This is a genomic window from Chromatiaceae bacterium, from assembly GCA_016714645.1.
Taxonomy (GTDB): Bacteria; Pseudomonadota; Gammaproteobacteria; order Chromatiales; family Chromatiaceae; genus M0108.
The window spans coordinates 383,994-403,347 of the sequence record JADKCI010000004.1 but is presented as its reverse complement, the minus strand read 5'-3'; the positions used below and the strand labels follow the sequence as shown (position 1 = coordinate 403,347).

Genomic DNA, 19,354 nt, shown 5'->3' with positions numbered 1-19,354 from the left:
AAAGGACAAAGGAAGATGAAGCAACGACCCATCGAATCAACCGCCCCGCGGGTCCGCCCAGGTGGCCGGCGCGGTCTGGCCGCGCTGGTCTTGACCCTGGCGACGCTCGGCGTCATCAGCCCCGCGGGCGCGGCCGACAAGCCCAACATCCTGGTCATCTGGGGCGATGACATCGGCACTTGGAACATCAGCCACAATAACCGCGGCATGATGGGCTACCAGACGCTCAATATCGACCGGATCGCCAACGAGGGCGTCGGCTTCACCGATTACTATGCGCAGCAAAGCTGCACGGCGGGCCGCGCGGCCTTTATCGGCGGGTCGGTGCCGGTACGTTCCGGCATGACCAAGGTTGGCCTGCCGGGGGCGAAGGAAGGCTGGCAGAAGACCGACGTCACCATGGCCACGGTGCTGAAAAGCCAGGGCTATGCCACCGGTCAATTCGGCAAGAATCACCAGGGTGATCGTGACGAGCACCTGCCGACCCTGCACGGGTTCGACGAGTTTCTCGGCAATCTGTATCACCTCAATGCCGAGGAAGAGCCGGAGAATCTGGACTACCCCAAGAATCCGGAATTCAAGAAGAAATTCGGACCGCGTGGCGTGCTGCATACCTGGGCGGACGGCCAGGGCGGGCAGCGGATTGAAGACACGGGCCCCCTGACCAAGAAGCGCATGGAGACGATCGACGAGGAAACCGTCGCCGCCGCGATTGACTTCATGACCCGCCAGGCCAAGGCCGACAAGCCCTTCTTCGTCTGGTGGAACGGGACCCGCATGCACTTTCGCACCCATGTGAAGGCAGAGCATCGCGGCATCTCCGGACAGGACGAATACAGCGACGGCATGGTTGAGCACGACGGCCAGGTCGGGCAATTGCTCAAGACCATCGATGACCTGGGCCTGGCCAACAACACCATTGTCATGTATTCCACGGACAATGGCCCCCACTACAACACCTGGCCGGATGCTGGCACCACCCCCTTCCGCAGCGAGAAAAACTCCAACTGGGAAGGCGCCTATCGGGTGCCGGCCTTCGTTCGCTGGCCCGGGCATTTCCCGGCGAACACCACGCTCAACGGCATCGTCGCCCACGAAGACTGGTTGCCGACCTTCGCCGCCGTGGCGGGCGCACCGGACATCAAAGACCGGTTGCTGACGGGGGTGGACATCAACGGTCGTCACTACAAGAACCACCTCGACGGTTACAGTCAGCTCGACTATCTCACCGGGAAGACCAAGGTCTCGCCACGTAACGAATTCTGGTACGTCAATGATGACGGCGCGGTCGTTGCCGCGCGCTATCAGGATTGGAAGATCGTCTTCCTGGAGAACCGCGGAGAGGCCTTCGGCGTCTGGCGCGAACCCTTCGTGGAGTTGCGCGTGCCGCTGATCTTCAACCTACGGCGTGACCCCTTCGAGAAGGCCCAGCACAACGCCAACATCTATGACGACTGGCTTCTTGATCGTGCCTTCGTGATTGCCCCGATCCAGGGCCTGGCCGCCAAATTCCTGATGTCGATGCAGGAGTTTCCGCCGAGTCAGACGCCGGGTTCGTTCAACCTGAGCAAGATCCACGAGCAGTTGAATAAAACGATGGGCAATTAGGCCCCGCCGGAGGGACTGGGCAGCCGCCCAGTCCCGCATCTTCTCATGACCCTTTCGATGCTTACCAAGATCGGACAGAAGCTTGGATAGCGAAACCACGCGTTGCATGCGAATCTGGGTCGCTGTGATCGCATCGATTACCACAACGAAAATGACGACGACGATGGCACCAGATGACTGAAGTCTTGCTCCTGTTACTCAAACTGTCCGTCGCGGCCATCATCCTGGCCGTCGGCATCGACAGCACACCCAAGGATATTCTCTACCTCTGGCGCCGACCCATGCTTTTCATGCGTTCGGTGCTGGCCATGTATTTGCTGGTGCCGCTGGTGGCCCTGGCGCTCGTCACGCTGCTGACCCTGCCACCGGGGGTCGAGATGGGCCTGCTGGTGCTGGCGGTCTCGGCCGGAGCGCCGCTGCTGCCGCGCAAGCTCCTGAACATCGGTGACGGTGCCTATATCTTCAGCCTGGTTGTGACCACCAGCCTGCTGGCGATCGTCCTGGTCCCCGCCTGGCTGGCGCTGCTCGGCCCCTGGTTTGGCTATCCGGTCCAACTCCATCCGGAGCGGGTGGCATGGGTGTTCGCCAAATCCTTCTTCCTGCCGCTGGCCCTGGGCATGCTGATCCGGTGGCGGTTTCCAGCCTTTGCCGACCGGTTCGGGGATCGCCTCATGGCCATTGCCGGGCTGCTGTTGACCGCCTGCGCCCTCCTACTCCTGATCCTGCACTGGGAGGTCCTGCTCGATGTCAAGTGGTCCGGCATGCTGGCGCTGGCCGGACTGATCGTCGCCGCGCTGGCGATCGGCCATCGACTCGGCGGTCCGGCCGAGGCGGATCGCACCGCACTCGCGATTGCCTGCTCGACGCGCCACCTGGGGATCGCCGTCCTGGTGGCGTCCGCGCTTCCCGGTCCGCGTACCGCGGTCATCGTCGCCGCCTATATTCTGACCTCCGCGGCCATCTCGATTCCCTATTTGCGCTGGCGCCGTGTCAATGCGTCCCAATCAACCTTACCTGGAATCTCACCATGAACACCATTCTGATGGCCGCAGTCCTCGCGGTGGCTCTGTTTGTTGGCGTCGTAGCAATGCTGGAATTGGGCCGACGGCTCGGGATTCGGCGACTGGCGAGTGACCCCGCGGGTGCGCAGGCGGGGACCAGCGCCGTCGAGGGTGCGGTCTTCGCGCTGGTGGGCTTGCTGATCGCCTTCACCTTTTCGGGGGCCGCGTCGCGCTTCGACGCGCGACGCGACCTGATCGTTGCGGAAACCAACGCCATCGGAACCGCCTGGCTGCGGCTCGATCTGCTGCCCGCGGCCCAACCGGCCATCCGCGACAGCTTCCTAAATTATCTTGATGCCCGGCTGGCGGTCTACCGCAAACTGCCGGATATCGAGGCAGCGCGTGCAGAACTGGCGAAGGCGACGGCCTTGCAGGCGACGATCTGGACGCAGGCACTCGCCGCGGGCCAAGGGGAGGGCGCCTCACCGGATGCGATCAAGCTGCTGTTGCCCGCGCTCAACGACATGTTCGATATCACCACCACGCGGACGATGGCGGCACAAATGCACCGCCCTCCGTCATCTACGGCATGCTGATTGCGTTGGCGCTGGCCAGTGCACTGCTGGCCGGTTTTGGTATGGCCGGCAGCAAGTCGCGCAGTTGGCTCCACATCCTCGGTTTCGCGGGGGTGATGGCGATGTCGGTTTACGTCATCATCGATCTGGAATTCCCCCGGCTCGGTCTGATTCGGGTCGATACCTTCGACCAGGCCTTGGTGGAATTACGGGCAAGCATGAAATAGCACAGTACGGAGACACCCAATGCACCGACTTTTGGTACTCGCCGCCTTGGTCCTCGCGACCCTGTCCGTGGCCGCTGACCCGCTACCCTCCTGGAAAGATGGCCACGCCAAGCAGGCCATTACCCGCTTCGTCACGGACGTGACGAACGCCGGGAGTCAGGACTTCGTGCCGCCGGCCCAGCGCATCGCCGTCTTCGATAACGACGGGACCCTGTGGGTGGAGCAGCCCATGTACACCCAACTCGCCTTCATACTGGATCGGGTGAAGGCCCTGGCGCCCACGCACCCGGAGTGGCAAGATCAGCAGCCCTTTAAGGCCGCCCTGGCGGGCGACCTGGCGACCCTGGGGGCCGCTGGGACCGAGGGGCTGTTGCAACTCGCCATCGCGACCCACAGCGGCATGACCGGTGACGAGTTCGAGACAACCTCCCAGGACTGGATGGGTGCTGCCCGCCACCCGCGTTTCCAGCAGCCCTATACGCAACTCGTCTTCCAGCCCATGCTGGAACTCCTGGCGTATCTGCGCGGAAACGGTTTCAAGACCTTCATCGTCTCCGGTGGCGGGGCCGACTTCATGCGCCCCTGGTCCGAGGCGGTCTATGGCATCCCGCCGGAGCAGGTGATCGGCTCCCAGATCCAGCTGGCCTTTGCGGTGCGCGACGGCAAGGCGGTTATGGTGCGTGAGCCCAAGGTGATCTTCATCGATGATGGGGCCGGCAAGCCGGTGGGTATTGCGCGCCACATCGGACGCCGGCCCATCCTGGCCTTCGGCAATTCCGACGGGGACCTGGAGATGCTGCAATGGACGACCGGCGGGGCGGGACGGCGGCTCGGCCTGATTCTGCATCACACTGATGGTGAGCGGGAATACGCCTATGATCGCCAGAGCCCCTTCGGGCGGCTCGATAAGGCCATGGACCTTGTGCCGCGGAACGGCTGGGTGCTGGTCTCGATGAAGGACGATTGGTCACAGGTGTTTGCGCCGGCACCCTGAGCCGGTGCCTTGCCAGCCATCCTGCGATTGCGCCTCACCACTCCACCGGGGCGGCGGCCAGGACGCGAGGTTTTTTTCCCAACCTCTCAGCCAAAACGGAAAGCCGACAGGGTGGTTTCCATCACCCGGTCGCTGAAGACGCGCTGTCCAGGCTGATCGGGGGCCGCGCCGGCCACCACCATCAAGGGCAGCAGATGCTCCTCCGCCCGCGGGGGGTGAGATAACCGCGCCCCGGGCGCTTGCGCCCAATCGACTAGCAAGCGCTGGCGCTCTCCCGCCTCCGCTTGCACGGCGGCGGTCAGCCAGGCATCGAACTGGTCGGAGATGGGGCCGAAGCGGGGATCGCCATAGCCCCGCATGTTGTGAAAGCTCATACCACTGCCCAGGATCAGGACGCCTTCGTCGCGCAGGGGCGCCAGGGCTTGACCCGCCAGCAAATGGCGTGCGGGGTCCAGGTCCCGGCGCAGCGAGACTTGTACGACCGGGATGCCCGCGTCGGGAAACATCAGCATCAGCGGGATAAACATCCCATGGTCGAAGCCCCGGCTCGGGTCGGCGTGCGAGGCCAGATTGGCCTGCCCCAGCAGCTCGGTGATGCGTGACGCCAAGCGGGGCTCCCCAGGGGCGGGATACCGCAAGGCGTAGGTGTGTGGCGGAAAGCCATAATAATCATAGATAAGCTCCGGCCTGGGAGCACTGGTGACGTTGAAGCCGGACTCCAGCCAGTGTGCCGAAACAACGAGGATAGCCTCGGGACGCTGGGGCAAGGTGGCGGCCACCCCCTTGAGGAAGGCCGCCATCCTGTTCCAGGCATGGGGTGGGTTCCAGTCCATGAAAAAGCAGGGACCACCGCCATGGGGGATGAACCAGGTCGGCATCCGGGTTGTGGTGTCCGAGGGCTGGGTCTGTGCGGTTGTGTGCATTAACGGATCTCCGATCAGTGGGCCTGGCCGAGGCGTTGCCTCACAGGCTCCAGATGGGTATGGCAGTGACCTCGGCGGACAAGGGTATCGCGCTGTCCCTCAGACAGAGCACGGCACCATGACCCAGGGGGCGGCCGAGCTGAGGGGGCGGCCGAGCTGGCCCAGATCGTCGAAGTGGCGCGAAACGGTGCGGCTTGGGGTCGCGGTCTTTTTGATTTCGATAGGGTAAAGCTGGTTGTCCTGCTCGATCAGCAAATCGATCTCCCTGCCATCCCGATCGCGATAACAATACAGATTAACGCCCCGGCCTTGGTGCCAATAGCTTTTGAGGATCTCGCTAACCACGAAGGTCTCAAGAATGGCGCCGGACATGGCGCCCGCTTCCAGGGATTCGGGGGAGGTCCAATGCGTCAGGTAGGCGCGGGTAGGAAAGGCTGGGATGAGGCGGCGCGGCCCTGGATCTCGGCGCGGGACAGGCCAAGCAGATCCAGGACGGCGACCCGCCCGGCCAGGGATTCGGTGATGCCCTGCATCAGATGGAATTTTTGCGACCCCGTTAGCCAGTATTGTCCCGGCCGCCGGGAGCGATCCACGGCAATCTTGATGGCGCTGAACAGTTCGGGGGCATATTGCACCTCATCGATGATCAGCGGGGCCGGATGGCGCAGGAGAAACAGGGCGGGATCACGCCGCGCGAGATCACGCTCATCCAGATCATCCAGCGTGACGCTACCCCGGCCCGATTCGGCGCACTGCTCCAGCAGCGTGGTCTTGCCGACCTGACGCGGTCCCGTGACCAGTAACACAAGGAAGCCCGCCGAGACGCGTTGGAGGGTAGCGGCCAGGGTGCATGCGACGGTTCCATCATTATTTTTCGGCTAATCTGGAATTAGATTCCAGATTAGCCGAGATACCAGGCCGTGTCGATCGCATCGCAACGCCTAGGGGGAGGCCCATCCCTGCCGCTCCGCCTCCCAGCCATTGCATGCCATGGCGAAGCGCCTCTTGGTGCGCGCGCGGAGACCCGACCCAAAGGTCCGCATGGGCCATGCCCTACTTCAAGGTACGTGACTTGCTGGCCCAGCACCAGGGCCGCGCCCTGACGCCGAACTATGCCCTCTATAGCGATCTCTCCAACCACATGGCCAAGCGTCATCCGGATTATCAGGCGGCGGTGGGTGTACAACTGGCTGGAGTTGACAACGGATCGCCAGGCTGAATACTCTTTATTAACGCGCCCGACCCGGGCGTGGACAGGACCTGATCGCGCCCGGCTGCCCCATGCTGCCACCAGGCCTCACCATGCTCCACGCCATCAGATCCCTGCCCCGCACCGTCTGGCTGATCGGCCTGATCAGCCTGCTCAACGATTCGGCATCGGAGATGATCTATCCGTTGGTACCGCTCTATCTGGCGGCGGTGCTGATGGCCGGTCCGCGCGCCCTGGGGCTCATCGAAGGTATCGCCGAGGCCACCGCCAGCCTGTTGAAGCTCTTTTCTGGCGTCATCGTGGACCGCACCCAGCGGGCCAAGCCCTGGGTGGTGGGGGGCTATGGCTTGGCGGGCTTTGCGCGACCGCTGATCGCGTTCACCACCAGTTGGCCCGGGGTGGCACTGCTGCGCTTCGGCGATCGGGTCGGCAAGGGCCTGCGCAGTTCCCCGCGCGACGCCCTGCTCGCCGCCAGTGTTGAGCCCGGGGTGCGCGGCCTGGCCTTCGGGTTGCACCGGGCCATGGACAACGCGGGCGCCGTGGTGGGACCGCTGCTGGCGGCCCTGTTGCTGGGTCTTGGTTGGACACTGCGGGAGGTCATCCTGTTCGCCGCTGTCCCCGCCGTCGCCTGCCTGATCATGGCCTTGTCGCTGCGCGAGCCGCCACTGGATGCGGCGCGCCTCACGCCGCCGACCTTCTCCTGGCGCCTGGCGGGATTGCCACCCGCCTTCAAGCGCTATCTGGTCGTGGTGGGCCTGTTCACCCTGGGCAACTCCTCGAATATGTTCCTGCTGTTGCGCGCCCATGAACTGGGCCTGCCGCAGGCCCAGGTGCCGTTGGCCTGGGCGGCGGTGTCGCTCGTTGCCACGCTGTGTTCGACCCCCTTGTCGGCCCTGTCCGACCGGATCGGACGGGTGCGCCTGATCGTCGCCGGTTGGTTGGCCTATGGGTTGTTCTATCTCGGTCTCGGACTGCTGCCGCCCGGGACACCGCTCGCCCTGTTCGGCCTGTTCGCCTTCTACGGCATCTTCATGGCCGCGACCGAGGGCGTGGAAAAGGCCCTGGTGGCGGACCTCGCACCGCCGGCCTTGCGCGGGACAGCCTTCGGCTGGTTCAACCTGACCGCAGGGCTGCTACTCCTACCGGCCTCGCTGCTGTTCGGCGCCCTGTACCAAGGTGTCGGGGCGCTTGCCGCCTTCGGTATCTCGGCCGCCTGTGCTGGCGCCGCAGCCTTCCTGCTACCGGTCTGGGCCTTACACGGCACTCCTGACGACTGCTCCAATCCACCCAGGAGCTGATTGCTAACGAGGTAGCCTGGATCAAGGGGTACTATTGGCAAGGGTCATGCCGCCGCACCGCTAATGGGCCTGCTCCCGAAACTGAAGGGATGCCAGGCGAGCGTAGAGTTCGCCTTGGGCCATCAAGGCCTCGTGGGTGCCGGCCGCCACCAGGCAGCCCTGATCGAGCACCAGGATGCGATCGACCTGGCGAACCGTCGCCAGGCGATGGGCGATGACGATGCTGGTACGGCCCACCATCAGCTCCGTCAGGGCCAGTTGCACCAGGCGTTCGCTCTCCGCGTCCAGGGCGCTGGTAGCCTCGTCCAGCAGGAGCAGGACCGGGTCCCGGAGGATGGCGCGGGCGATGGCGAGCCGCTGGCGCTGCCCCCCGGAGAGACGCACCCCCCGCTCGCCCAGGAAGGTGTGGAAACCATTCGGGAGCCGGTCCAGGAACTCGCTGGCGTGGGCGGCGTCCGCGGCACGGCGCACTGCCGCGTCGGGCACCTCATCCAGGCCGTAGCGGATATTCTCCCAGGCGTCGGCGCCAAAGATCACCGGATCCTGGGGGACCAGGGCGATCTGGCGACGCAACTCCCCCGGTTCCAGGTCACGCAGATCCAGACCATCAAAGCGCAGGGCGCCCGTCTGGGGGTCGTAGAAACGCAGCAGGAGTTGGAAGAGGGTGGTCTTGCCGCCCCCCGAGGGGCCGACCAGGGCCACCTTTTCCCCCGGCTGGATCAGCAGGGACAGGTCCTTGACGACCTGTAGGTCCGGATGAGCCGGGTAGGCGAAACTCAGATCCTGGATTTCGATCCGCCCCTGGGCTGGCCGCGGCAGGGACCGGGGGTGAGCCGGGGCGCGAATGCCGCTCTCGGTGGCCAGCAGTTCCATCAACCGCTCACTGGCCCCGGCGCCGCGCAGCAGCTCGCCGACGATCTCGCTCAGGCCGCCGATGGAACTCGCCACCAGCACGGCATAGAAGAGGAAGGCGGAGAGTTCGCCACCGCTCATCTGGCCCGCCAGCACTTCGCGCCCGCCGACCCACAGGACGGCGCCGATGGCCCCGAAGGTCAGGGCCGTGGCGATGGCGCCCAGGGCGGCGCTCAGGAGGGCGCGGCGCAGGGCGGTGCCGAAGGCCGCCTCCACCCGCTCACGGTAGCGTTGCCGGTCAATGGCCTCGTGGCAAAAGGCCTGGACGGTGCGAATGGCGTGGAGCACCTCGTCCACATAGGCCCCGACGTCGGCGACCCGGTCCTGGCTGGCCCGGGACAGGCGCCGCAGGCGGGAGCCGAGCAGCCAGAGGGGCAAGATCACCAAGGGCGTGCCCAGCAGCACCAGTCCAGTCAAGCGGGGGCTGGTGAGGGCCAGCATGACGAGCCCGCCGATCACCAGCAGGGAGGCGCGCAGGGCCATGGCGAGGGTGGAGCCCACCACGGTCTGGAGCAGGGTGGTGTCCGAGGTCAGGCGCGAGATGATCTCACCGGTGCGCGTCGTCTCGAAGAAGCCCACGTCCAGCCCCAGGACCCGGCCAAAGACCGCCGCGCGGATATCGGCGATGACCCGCTCGCCGATCCAGCTCAGCAGGTAGGATCGGGCCAGGATGGCCCCGGCCATGGTCAGCACCACGGCGAGGAAGAGTTGGAGGGAGCGATTGAGGGCGGCCTCGGAGCCCACCTTGAGCCCGGTGTCCACCACTTCCCGGATCACCTGGCCAAAGGCCAGCACGGCCCCGGCGGCCACCAGGAGGGCTAACACGGCCAGCAGCACCCGGCCGAAGTAGGGCCGCACGAAGCCCAGCAGGCGCATCAGGGGCTTGAGATTACGGGTGGTGGGCCTCTGCGGGAGGTCGGAGGAGGAAGAGCGCATGATGTTCTCGGTTAAAATAGGTGGGTCGTGGGCGCGCGGGCAGCCATAGCGCGTCATCATATACCCGGCGCCCGTCACGCTTTGGCGGGTGGCAGGTAGCGGAAGGCCCGGGTCGGGTAGCGGCGGGCGGGGGACGCCGTGAATACGTCCCTGTAGGCTTGGCGACAGCATCCCTGCTGTCGACACCCCCGCCCGCCGCCACCCGACCCGGGCAGGCACCCCAGTTGCTGGCCTTGCCCACCACCACCTAGCCTGGGCAAAGACCCTAGCCGCGGGTCTCGTCTCGGTCCTTAGGCCAGAGCTAGCCGTAGTTCTGGCCCCGAAGCGCTGGCGTTAGCGCCTCGCGGCAGGTCGTTTTAACCCCTTTCGACCCACTCAACCGACGATCAGGAATAACCTATGGGCACCTTTACGCGTTTCACGAAGATCGACTGCCCCGAGGCCATCCCCTGCGGGCCCGATGGCGAGCACGAGGCCTTCGAGGTCGGCTTCACCGCGGACGGCGAGATCCCCTTTCCCCAGGTGATACTGCATGCGCCGGGCCGGGTACTCTTACTCAAGGGCGAGGCGATCCAGTCCCGTCGCACCGCTGCCGGGACCTGGCATTACGCCACCCGGGTGCCGGCGGGCAAGCTCACGGGGGAAGGGGTCGGCATCCAGATCGAGGGCTGTCGCCAGGCCGACCTGGGCCTGGCCCGGGGCGATGACTGGATCAAGGCCTTTCGGGACCTGCGCCTGATCCGCCCGCCCCGCCCCCAGGTGGCCATCCGTGCCCATGGGGCCGGCGGTGCCGAGGTCAAACTCTACTTCGGCATCCATAAGCACATGCACCAACCCTATTACAACACCACCGACCGCAACTATTGGGATGGTGAAAAGGACCAGATTTTCGGCTCGCGGGGCGGCAACTATACCGATTTCATACCGGCCGCCGTGCGGCAATATGTCGCCGGCGGCCTCCCCCATGCGGGGCTGTCCACGAGTTGGAGCGGCTCCCTGATCGAGCAACTGGATCGCTGCGGGGACGAGGGGCTCTGCGGCGGCCGCTTCGCCGGCTGGAATAGCGCCCTGCGCCAACTAGCCGGGGCCACCACCTCCCTCGGCAACCCGCGCATCGCCTTTTCCGCCTTCGGCTTCTTCCACCCCCTGATGCCCCTGATCCCGCACCAGGACATCGTCCGCCAGATTCACTGGCACCGGGACCTGATCCAGCGGGCCTTTGGCGTCGCGGCGTCACGGGTGCTGTTTCCGCCGGAGACCGCCTTCCATGCGCGCATCATCCCGGCCCTGGTCGAGGCGGGGGTGACGGCGGTGGTCTATGACTCCATCCACCGCTTCCGTGCCTGTCGCGATTACCCCTATGCCGGCATCGGCGAGGGCATGTTGCCGCCCAATGCCGCCGAACAGGTCAATCCGCCGGTGGACGACTGGCTGCAGATGCGCAACATCTGGGCGGGATCGAAAATCTCACCGCGCCTGCTAAGGCCTGAATACGTGGGCTACGAGGACCCGGACGGCAAGCTCCACCAGATCATCGCCGTCCCCGCCGAGCGCTATATCGGCAACGAGGACGCCCGCGGCGGTTTTGGCGCCCTGCAATACGCGGACGTGCTCGGCCAGGTCCATGACCGCGTCGTCGAGACCGGCGGCTACGATCCCGCCCATCCGCCCTTCTTCCTGCTGCACTCGGACGGCGACAATCACGGCGGCGGTGCCGACAGCTATTACCATCACAACACGGCTCGCCTGGTCGAATGGCTGCGCCAGGACAGCCGCTTCGAACTGACCACGGTGGAAGACTATCTGCAACGCTTCCCACCGGACCCGATCCAGGTGCGCCACATCGAGCCAGGCTCCTGGGCCGGCGCCGATAACGGCGATCCGCAATTCATGAAGTGGTTCAGTCGTTACGACCAGCCCTACTCGCCGGACCTGAACTCATGGGCCGTGCTCACCGCCTTCCAGAATGCCGTCCATACCCTGGAATACAGCGAGCCCGGTCATCCGGAACTGGCGGAGGCCATCCGCCTGCTCTTGACCGCCGAGACCAGTTGCTACTGGTACTGGACCGGCCAGCACGTCTGGGACCAACAGGTGACCAACGCCGCCAACCTGGGACTGGGCCTGCTCAAGCCGGCGCTCGACGCCCTGGTGGCGGCCGGCCACGACCACGGCGGACCTACCATCTTCCCGCCCTGGGTGACGCCGGAGAATCCGGGCGGCCAGCGTTGGGGCCAGGGCTGCCTCCTGGATGCGCCCCGCCAGGGCGTCGCGCACACCTTTGTCGCCGATGTGTCGGGGCTGAAACGAGTTGAGTTGGTGCTGCGCACCCCGGCGGGAGAAAGCCGCCTGGCCATGCGCAACCAGGGCCCCTATCCCAGCCAGACCGGGGCCCGGGTGACGGCAGACTACTTCACCGCCGACCTGCCCGTTGGGGCCGGCGACATGCGTTATTTCATCGAGGCGGAAGACCAACTCGGCAATCTGTCCCGAGGGGCCTTGGAACGTATCTGGCTGGCGTGAGGAATCGGCGGTCCGTCACCCTTAGGGAATGCAGAAGCCCTTGTACCGTGCACCGGCCCGGGGCCAGGGGCCCTGTTCGGCTTCCGGCTTGGGGCGACCGGGAAAATAACCCTGGGCAAAGTCCACGCCCAGTTCGCCCAGGATCTCGTAAATCGCCTCGGTCTCGACGTATTCCGCCGTCACCCGCTTGCCCATGCCGTGGGCCATGTCGGTGATAGCCTTGACGAAGATCCGGTCCTCCCGGTTCTTGGCCAAGTCCCGGATGAAGGCACCATCGATCTTGACCTCATCCACCGGGAGCCGCCGTAAATAGGCATAAGAGGCGTAGCCGGTGCCAAAATCGTCCAGGACAAAACCGCAACCGAGGCGCTGGACAGCCTTCATGAGTTCGGTCGCCTTGACGAGGCTGGATACCGCGGCGGTCTCGGTGACCTCGAAGCTCAGGCGCGTCGGTTCAACCCGATGCTCCCCAAGCAACCGTTCGATTTCCAGCGGGAGGGCCGGGTCATCCATGGCGCGGCCGGACAGGTTGATCCCCAACCGCAGGCTGGGTTCCCGTCCCAGACACTGGATGGCTTGAGCCAGGACCCAGTGATCGATGGCCTGAATCTGGCCCGTTTTCTCCGCCACCGGAATGAAACGGTCCGGACATACCAATTTTCCCCGACGGTCACGCAGCCGTAGCAGGACCTCCCAATGGTGGATGCTGCCCGTAGCGATGGTCACGATGGGCTGGAAGTGCAGTACGAAACGATCGTCGCGGAGGCCCTCCGCGATCTTGTCCCGCCAGGTGAGCCGGGCATCCACCTGCTCCCGCGCCCGGTCATCGAGGGAAAACAGATGTAAGCGCCCAGCCCCCTTCTCCTTGGCCTGAAACAAGGCAATATCGGCATTGGCTAGCAATTCCTGAAGGTCTTGGCCCTGGTCCGGAAATAGGGCAATACCGATGCTGACCGTAACCCGGTGGATACGCTCCCGATCGCGCACCTGAATGGAGTGCACCGCGGCCTGGATACGCTCTGCGCAGGCCTGGGCATCCGCGGCCCGACTTTCCGGCAGGATCAGGGCAAATTCGTCGCCGCCGACGCGGGCCAGGGTGTCGCTCGGACGGACCAGCCTGATCAACTGTTCCGCGACCCGTTGCAACATGACATCACCCACTGAGTGGCCACTCAGGTCATTGACATCCTTGAACTGATCAAGATCCAGGAACAAGATGGCACCCGTGTGCTCGTAGCGCCGCGCTTGGTCGAGGACCCTTTCGAAATCCTCGCGAAAACGCCGTCGATTGTATAGCTGCGTTAAGGGGTCATGATCCGCCAGCCAGACCAGGCGGCTCTCGGCCTTCTCGCGATCAAGCTGGAGCAGTTCCATACGATCGGTCAGGGCCTGGGCGGTCTCACTCAACTGGTCCAGTTCATCCTCGGGAGTCAGCCGGCCACCAATGGCTGGCAGGCTCTCCCGCAATTCCGTGTAACGTTTCTCCGCCAGGAGGGGCAGGGCGATGGCGATGCGGCGCAGGCGCCCCACCGAGAAGTGGCCAAGCCAGAACAGCAGGGCTCCCGAAAGGGCCAGACCGACCAGGCCCAACAACACACTGTTGCGGGTGGCGGCCTGTATCGCCTGGTTTTCCGCGGTCACTTCGTTAACCACCAGGGCGCTGACTCCAGGGACCAGGTGATCGACACTAAAAATCTCGTACCACCGCCCCCCCAACTCCCCGAGGATCTGATGGTTCATGCCGTTAGCGGGGGCAAGGGTCGCATTGGAGACCGCCACCAGATCGGGCCACAAGGTGCGAATGATGGGTTCGGTCAGGCTTGGGTGGGTCATCGCCGGAAAGCGCGGCGGCGCCACTCCGCCGGCGGAGGCCTCGGTCACGGAGAACACCGCCACCTCGGCCCCGGTGAGGAGATTGAAAGCGAGCAAGGCATCGGCCAGGGAACGCCCCGCCACCAGGGTCCCCGCGAATTTCCCCCGCCACAGGATGGGCGCGGCCAGGAACTGGAGGCATTCCGATCGGCAAGCCAGCACTTGAGTTAGGCTGTCGTCCTTGCGGGTAAGTTCGGCAATCAGGTCATCCCCCAGGGCCGGTGCCTCCGAAGGCCAGACCAGGGTCTGCTCGCCGGACGAGGTGAGCCAATAAATGGATTGGAGATCCCATTCCAGGCCCAGCAGGATCCCCTCGCCCGCCAGTCCGCTCGCCAACCGTTCGCCCAAATCGTGCTTGGCAAGGCCCCCCTCCTCGGTGCCTAGGAGCGATAACAACTTCACCAGCCTGGTCAAATCATCGAGGTTATGGGCCAACAGGCCGCGCAACTGCCGGACCTGATTCCCTCGTATGCCCGACTGCTGGAGTTCGAATTGCGCCCTTGAATAGCGATAGGCCATGACGGCCTGGGTGCCATTGATCACCAGGAGCACTAGGGACAGGGCAAACAGGGCCTGCCAACGCAGACTCAGGAATTGCCGCCGAACAGACCCCGTGCGTGGAGGATTCATGGGGGTAACCGCCTAGAAGCGGACCGCGACTTGCGGGGTCATCGGGTCCCAACCCTTCACTAGATCGGCCCGGTCATTCTCCCGCGCCGGGAGGGGACAGGTGCAGTTGTGGCGGGAGTACTCGGCCCTCAACATCATCTTATTTGGACCAAGATCCTCCCAGTCACCGGGTTTGTAGCCCAGCCTGGTCGCTACCCCGCTCACCCCGACCTCGGGGTTGACAATCATTTTCTGGGCGTACGAAGCGGTGCCAGAGGGTAGCGGAACAAACAGGGGACAGGCGCTTATTTTGAGGCTGCTGGACATCGAAACTCGCTGGGTTGCGATAAGTATGGGTGTATCGGCGGTCTAGCTCCATCTTGGCGATAAGGCTGATCGCCCACGGACTTTGACGCGATGGCAAGGCGCATCCACTCCGCCCGCGCCCGTGACCCGGTAGGAGGGAAGGATATCCGGGATCGATCCCGCGCGGAAGGGTTCCGGAGGCTTCCTTACCGATCAGAGGGGAAAGCCGCTTGCAAATGAGAATGGTTCGCGTTATTAATAGTCACCTCGGCGACCTGGATGACCCCTCGTCGTCGCGCCTCAGTCATTGCAACTTCTGGTCCTGGAGAACCAACCGCCATGTCACCTACCCGCCGCTCCCTCATGGCCATCGGCCTAGCAGCCCTGACCGCCCTGCCCCTCCCGGCCCTCGCCGCCGAGGTCAATATCTATTCAGCCCGCGGGGAGGAGCTGATCAAGCCCTTGCTGGACCGCTTCACCCAGGAGACGGGGATTCAGGTCAACCTGGTCACGGGCAAGGCGGAGGCCCTGCTGCAACGGCTCCAGAGCGAGGGGGTGAATTCCCCGGCAGACCTTTTGATCACCACGGACGCCGGGCGACTTTTCCAGGCCAAGGAGGCGGGGGTGACCCAGGCGGTGACCTCGGAGCAACTCCAGGCGGCCATCCCCGCGACTTACCGGGACCCGGCGGGCCACTGGTTCGGCCTATCGCTGCGGGCACGGCCTATTCTCTACGTCCGGGACAAGGTCCAGCCCGCGCAACTGTCCAGCTACGAGAACCTGGCAGACCCCCAATGGCAAGGGCGTATCTGCATTAGGTCCTCGGACAACGTCTATAACCAGTCCCTGGTGGCCTCCCTCATCGCCGCCGATGGGGCCGAGGCGACGGAGGCCTGGGCCAAGGGCCTGGTCGCCAATCTGGCGCGTCCGCCTAAGGGTGGCGACCGGGATCAGATCCTGGCGGCCGCCGCCGGCCAGTGCGACCTGGCCATCGCCAATAGCTATTATCTCGCCGGCATGTTGACCGCCCCCGAGACGGACCCGCGCGAGGCCGCCGGCAAGCTGGCGGTCTTCTGGCCCAATCAGGCGGGCCGGGGGGTGCACGTCAACATCAGCGGCGCGGCCCTCACCCGCGCCGCTCAGCACCCGGCGGAGGCCATCAGGCTGCTGGAGTTTCTGGCCAGCGATCCGGCCCAGGCCTGGTACGCGGAGACCAATGGCGAATATCCCATCCGCCCGGGTATTCCCGTCGGCCCCACCCTGGCCGCCTGGGGAGAGTTCAAGGCCGACAGCCTGAACCTGGAACGTCTGGGCGAACTCAATGGCGAGGCCTTGCGGCTGATGGATCGCGCGGGCTGGAAATAGACGGGCCCCGGAGGGTCGGGGATAATCCCACCCTTCCCGACCCGACCGGGGGCCCTGCCCCCTGGCTACGCCATCCCCCCATGACCGCCACCGCCCCGTCCGCCGCATCCAGGCCCAATCCCTCCCGGCCCGGCCCCTGGGGCGTGGGCGTAACCACCCTGGCCCTGGTCCTGGCCTTGCCCGTCCTGGTGGTGATGGGTTTTCTTCTGGTGCCCGCCGGCGAGGTGTGGGGGCACCTGGCGGACACGGTGCTGCGGGACTATGTCACCAACTCCCTCTGGCTCATGCTGGGGGTGACGATCGGCACCCTGATCGGCGGCGTTGGCACGGCCTGGCTCACCAGCATGTGCCGTTTTCCCGGTCGGGGCCTGTTCGAGTGGGCCCTGCTGCTGCCCATGGCCATGCCGGCCTACATCATCGCTTACACCTACACCGGCCTGCTGGACTTCGCGGGACCCGTCCAGACCCTGCTGCGCGCCGGGTTCGGCTGGGGTTATGGCGATTATTGGTTCCCCGAGGTCCGCTCCCGGGAGGGGGCGGCCATCATGCTGTCCCTGGTGCTCTATCCCTACGTCTATCTACTGGCGCGCGCGGCCTTTCTGAGCCAGTCCCTCTGCGTCCTGGACGTGAGCCGGACCCTGGGCAATGGGCCCTGGCGGACCTTTTTTACGGTCGCCCTGCCCCTGGCGCGACCCGCCATCGTCGCCGGCTTGTCCCTGGCCCTGATGGAGACCCTGGCGGATTACGGCACCGTCCAATATTTTGGCGTCGCCACCTTCACGACCGGCATCTTCCGCACCTGGTACGGCCTCAACAATACCGTAGCGGCGGCCCAACTCTCGGCCCTCCTGCTGGGCTTCGTCTTCCTGCTGGTCGCCCTGGAACGTTTTTCCCGGCGCGGCGCCCGCTACCATCAAACCAGCCAGCGACATCAGTCCATCCGTCGTTATCCGCTCCGAGGCGGACGGGCGCTGGCGGCCATCGCCTTTTGCCTGCTACCGGTGACCTGCGGGTTCCTGATCCCCGCCGGCCTGCTGGCGAACTGGGCCTGGCAGGTGGCCGACACCCGCATCGACACCGCCTTCCTGGGGCTGATGGGCCATAGCCTGGGGCTGGCGGCCACCGCGGCGCTTCTGGCCCTGGTGCTGGCCCTGATCCTGGGCTATGGCCGTCGTCTGCACCCGACCCGCGGGGTCACCGCCGCCGTGCGCATCGCGGGCATGGGCTATGCCGTGCCGGGTACCGTCATCGCCGTCGGCGTCATCATCCCCTTCGCCTGGATCGACAACAGTCTGGACGCCTGGATGCGCGCCACCTTCGGCCTCTCCACGGGCCTGCTGTTGAGCGGGACCCTGGCCGCTCTCCTCTTCGCCTACCTGGTACGCTTCCTGGCGGTCGCCCTGCAAACCGTCGAGAGCGGGCTGGGCAAGATCCGCCCGGCCATGGACGAATCGGCCCGCTCCCTGGGCCTGCGCCCGGGCGGGGTGCTGCGCCGGGTGCACCTGCCCATGCTGCGAGGCAGCCTTCTAACGGCCCTGCTGCTGGTCTTTGTCGATGTCCTGAAGGAGTTGCCGGCGACCCTCATCCTGAGGCCCTTCAACTTCAATACGCTGGCGGTCAAGGTCTATGAACTGGCCGCGGACGAGCGGCTGGCCGACGCGGCGCCCGCGGCCCTGGCCATCGTCCTCACCGGTCTGCTCCCCGTCATCCTGCTGAGTCGCTCCATCACCCAATCCCGCCATGCCCAAACAACTTGAAATCAAAGGCGTCTCCGTCGCCTACGGCGATAACACCATCGTCCAGGGGGTGGATCTGCACCTGGATGGCGGCGACATCGGCTGCCTGCTGGGGCCGAGTGGTTGCGGCAAGACCACCCTGTTGCGGGCCGTGGCGGGCTTCGAGCCCGTCGCCACCGGCGAGATCTGGTTGCAGGGCCGCCTGGTGGCGCGGCCGGGTTTCGGTCTGCCACCGGAGGAGCGCCGCGCCGGCATGGTGTTTCAGGACTTCGCCCTCTTTCCCCACTTGAGCGTGGCGCGCAATATCGCCTTCGGTCTGCGCCACCAGGACCGCCGGGAGCGTCAGGCACGAGTCGCGGAACTGCTGGAGCTGATCGGCCTGCCCGGGTCGGGGGAAAAATATCCCCATCAACTATCCGGCGGCCAGCAGCAGCGCATCGCCTTGGCCCGTGCCATGGCGCCCCGCCCGGATATTCTGCTCCTGGACGAACCCTTCTCCAGCATGGACGTGGCGTTGCGCGAGCAACTCGCTCGGGAGGTGCGGGAGTTGCTCAAGCGCGGCGGGGTGACCGCCATCCTGGTGACCCATGATCAATTCGAGGCCTTTGCCATGGCGGACCAGATCGCCGTCCTGTTCGGCGGTCGCCTGCATCAGGTAGCAAGCGGTTTCGAGCTTTATCACAAGCCGGCAGACCGTTTCGTCGCCAACTTCATTGGTCAGGGGGTCCTGCTACCCGCGCGGGTGTGGGATGAGCGCCAGGTAGAGACCGAACTGGGCCTGCTCGCGGGGGGCGACCCCCACGGTCTTGTCCCGGGGCAAGAGGCCGAGGTGCTGTTGCGGCCGGATGACATTCTCCACGATGATGACAGCCCCCTGCGAGCGGAGGTCGTCAACCGCGCCTTCCGGGGCGCCGAATACCTTTACAGCCTGAGACTGGCCAGCGGTCAGGTCATCCTCTGCATGGTGCAGAGCCATCATAACCATGCCATCGGCGAACACATTGGCATTCGGGTCGCGGTGGATCACCTGGTGGCCTTCCCCAAAACCCGGGCCCCGGGAGGGGTGAATTGATCCCGGCATGAAGGGTTCTCGGTCTTCCTGGCCGGGTGGCAGGTGGCGGATGGAGGGCGGCTGGCAGGCGGGCCGGGTGGCGGTGGGCGGGGGACGCCGTGAATATCTCCCTGTTGGCTTGGCGACAGCATCCCTGCTGTCGACACCCCCGCCCGCCGCCACCCGACCCGCCCGATACAGGCCATAG

12 protein-coding genes and 2 pseudogenes are annotated in these 19,354 nt (G+C 65.4%); 10 read left to right on the top strand and 4 right to left on the bottom strand.

All coding sequences use genetic code 11. The features are described from left to right. Window positions 1-15 precede the first annotated feature (15 nt). The 4 genes and pseudogenes from IPN92_13670 (at window position 16) to IPN92_13655 (ending at window position 4,405) form a co-directional block, all read left to right on the top strand. Window positions 16-1,608, top strand: a complete 1,593-nt coding sequence (locus IPN92_13670; GenBank protein ID MBK8639262.1) for an arylsulfatase — start codon at window positions 16-18, stop codon at window positions 1,606-1,608. A 173-nt stretch (window positions 1,609-1,781) separates the two neighbouring features. Next, window positions 1,782-2,639, top strand: a complete 858-nt coding sequence (locus IPN92_13665) for a hypothetical protein (GenBank protein MBK8639261.1) — start codon at window positions 1,782-1,784, stop codon at window positions 2,637-2,639. Further along, window positions 2,636-3,411, top strand: a pseudogene (locus tag IPN92_13660) (DUF4239 domain-containing protein). The gene IPN92_13665 and the pseudogene IPN92_13660 overlap by 4 nt, the downstream one beginning before the upstream one ends. Before the next feature lie 19 nt (window positions 3,412-3,430). Continuing rightward, complete coding sequence (locus tag IPN92_13655) at window positions 3,431-4,405, top strand: haloacid dehalogenase-like hydrolase (GenBank protein MBK8639260.1); 975 nt, start codon at window positions 3,431-3,433, stop codon at window positions 4,403-4,405. 86 nt (window positions 4,406-4,491) lie between these two features. Here IPN92_13655 and IPN92_13650 read toward each other — a convergent pair whose 3' ends face one another. After that, window positions 4,492-5,283: a dioxygenase gene (locus tag IPN92_13650; GenBank protein ID MBK8639259.1), complete on the bottom strand. Its 792-nt coding sequence runs from the start codon at window positions 5,281-5,283 to the stop codon at window positions 4,492-4,494. Window positions 5,284-5,368: 85 nt separating this feature from the next. Next, a pseudogene (locus tag IPN92_13645) lies at window positions 5,369-6,173 on the bottom strand (ATP-binding protein). A gap of 203 nt (window positions 6,174-6,376) precedes the next feature. On the opposite strand from IPN92_13645, the gene IPN92_13640 reads away from it, so the two are divergent. Beyond that, entirely contained in the window at window positions 6,377-6,547 is a 171-nt protein-coding gene (locus IPN92_13640) for a hypothetical protein (GenBank protein MBK8639258.1), read from the top strand. 83 nt (window positions 6,548-6,630) lie between these two features. Continuing rightward, on the top strand, window positions 6,631-7,836 hold the full coding sequence (locus tag IPN92_13635) for an MFS transporter (protein MBK8639257.1): 1,206 nt from the start codon (window positions 6,631-6,633) through the stop codon (window positions 7,834-7,836). 60 nt (window positions 7,837-7,896) lie between these two features. Here the strand turns inward: IPN92_13635 and IPN92_13630 are convergent, their stop codons facing one another. Continuing rightward, the gene (locus IPN92_13630; GenBank protein MBK8639256.1) at window positions 7,897-9,684 is read right to left on the bottom strand and encodes an ATP-binding cassette domain-containing protein; all 1,788 of its coding nucleotides are present in this window, start codon (window positions 9,682-9,684) and stop codon (window positions 7,897-7,899) included. Window positions 9,685-10,083: 399 nt separating this feature from the next. Here IPN92_13630 and IPN92_13625 point away from each other — a divergent pair, with 399 nt between their 5' ends. Beyond that, window positions 10,084-12,207 carry a glycosyl hydrolase family 57 gene (locus IPN92_13625; protein ID MBK8639255.1) on the top strand — a complete coding sequence of 708 codons (2,124 nt, stop codon included), beginning with the start codon at window positions 10,084-10,086 and terminating at the stop codon, window positions 12,205-12,207. Between the two features lie 21 nt (window positions 12,208-12,228). On the opposite strand, the gene IPN92_13620 is transcribed toward IPN92_13625, so the two are convergent. After that, window positions 12,229-14,709, bottom strand: a complete 2,481-nt coding sequence (locus tag IPN92_13620) for an EAL domain-containing protein (protein MBK8639254.1) — start codon at window positions 14,707-14,709, stop codon at window positions 12,229-12,231. A gap of 624 nt (window positions 14,710-15,333) precedes the next feature. On the opposite strand from IPN92_13620, the gene IPN92_13615 reads away from it, so the two are divergent. The 3 genes from IPN92_13615 to IPN92_13605 all read left to right on the top strand — a co-directional run bounded on the left by IPN92_13615 (window position 15,334) and on the right by IPN92_13605 (window position 19,167). Beyond that, window positions 15,334-16,359, top strand: a complete 1,026-nt coding sequence (locus tag IPN92_13615; GenBank protein MBK8639253.1) for a Fe(3+) ABC transporter substrate-binding protein — start codon at window positions 15,334-15,336, stop codon at window positions 16,357-16,359. A gap of 80 nt (window positions 16,360-16,439) precedes the next feature. Next, window positions 16,440-18,116 carry an iron ABC transporter permease gene (locus tag IPN92_13610; GenBank protein ID MBK8639252.1) on the top strand — a complete coding sequence of 559 codons (1,677 nt, stop codon included), beginning with the start codon at window positions 16,440-16,442 and terminating at the stop codon, window positions 18,114-18,116. Continuing rightward, window positions 18,100-19,167, top strand: coding sequence for an ABC transporter ATP-binding protein (locus tag IPN92_13605; GenBank protein ID MBK8639251.1), 1,068 nt, complete (start codon window positions 18,100-18,102; stop codon window positions 19,165-19,167). Before IPN92_13610 ends, IPN92_13605 begins: the two co-directional genes overlap by 17 nt. Window positions 19,168-19,354: the final 187 nt, after the last annotated feature.

What these genes read in the sequence shown, in the direction of transcription:
- IPN92_13670 (MBK8639262.1), top strand. Translation starts at nt 16, where the DNA reads ATGAAGCAACGACCCATCGAATCAACCGCCCCGCGGGTCCGCCCAGGT.
- IPN92_13625 (MBK8639255.1), top strand. Translation starts at nt 10,084, where the DNA reads ATGGGCACCTTTACGCGTTTCACGAAGATCGACTGCCCCGAGGCCATC.
- IPN92_13620 (MBK8639254.1), bottom strand. Translation starts at nt 14,709, where the DNA reads ATGAATCCTCCACGCACGGGGTCTGTTCGGCGGCAATTCCTGAGTCTG.
- IPN92_13655 (MBK8639260.1), top strand. Translation starts at nt 3,431, where the DNA reads ATGCACCGACTTTTGGTACTCGCCGCCTTGGTCCTCGCGACCCTGTCC.
- IPN92_13635 (MBK8639257.1), top strand. Translation starts at nt 6,631, where the DNA reads ATGCTCCACGCCATCAGATCCCTGCCCCGCACCGTCTGGCTGATCGGC.
- IPN92_13610 (MBK8639252.1), top strand. Translation starts at nt 16,440, where the DNA reads ATGACCGCCACCGCCCCGTCCGCCGCATCCAGGCCCAATCCCTCCCGG.
- IPN92_13665 (MBK8639261.1), top strand. Translation starts at nt 1,782, where the DNA reads ATGACTGAAGTCTTGCTCCTGTTACTCAAACTGTCCGTCGCGGCCATC.
- IPN92_13640 (MBK8639258.1), top strand. Translation starts at nt 6,377, where the DNA reads ATGCCCTACTTCAAGGTACGTGACTTGCTGGCCCAGCACCAGGGCCGC.
- IPN92_13630 (MBK8639256.1), bottom strand. Translation starts at nt 9,684, where the DNA reads ATGCGCTCTTCCTCCTCCGACCTCCCGCAGAGGCCCACCACCCGTAAT.
- IPN92_13615 (MBK8639253.1), top strand. Translation starts at nt 15,334, where the DNA reads ATGTCACCTACCCGCCGCTCCCTCATGGCCATCGGCCTAGCAGCCCTG.
- IPN92_13650 (MBK8639259.1), bottom strand. Translation starts at nt 5,283, where the DNA reads ATGCCGACCTGGTTCATCCCCCATGGCGGTGGTCCCTGCTTTTTCATG.
- IPN92_13605 (MBK8639251.1), top strand. Translation starts at nt 18,100, where the DNA reads ATGCCCAAACAACTTGAAATCAAAGGCGTCTCCGTCGCCTACGGCGAT.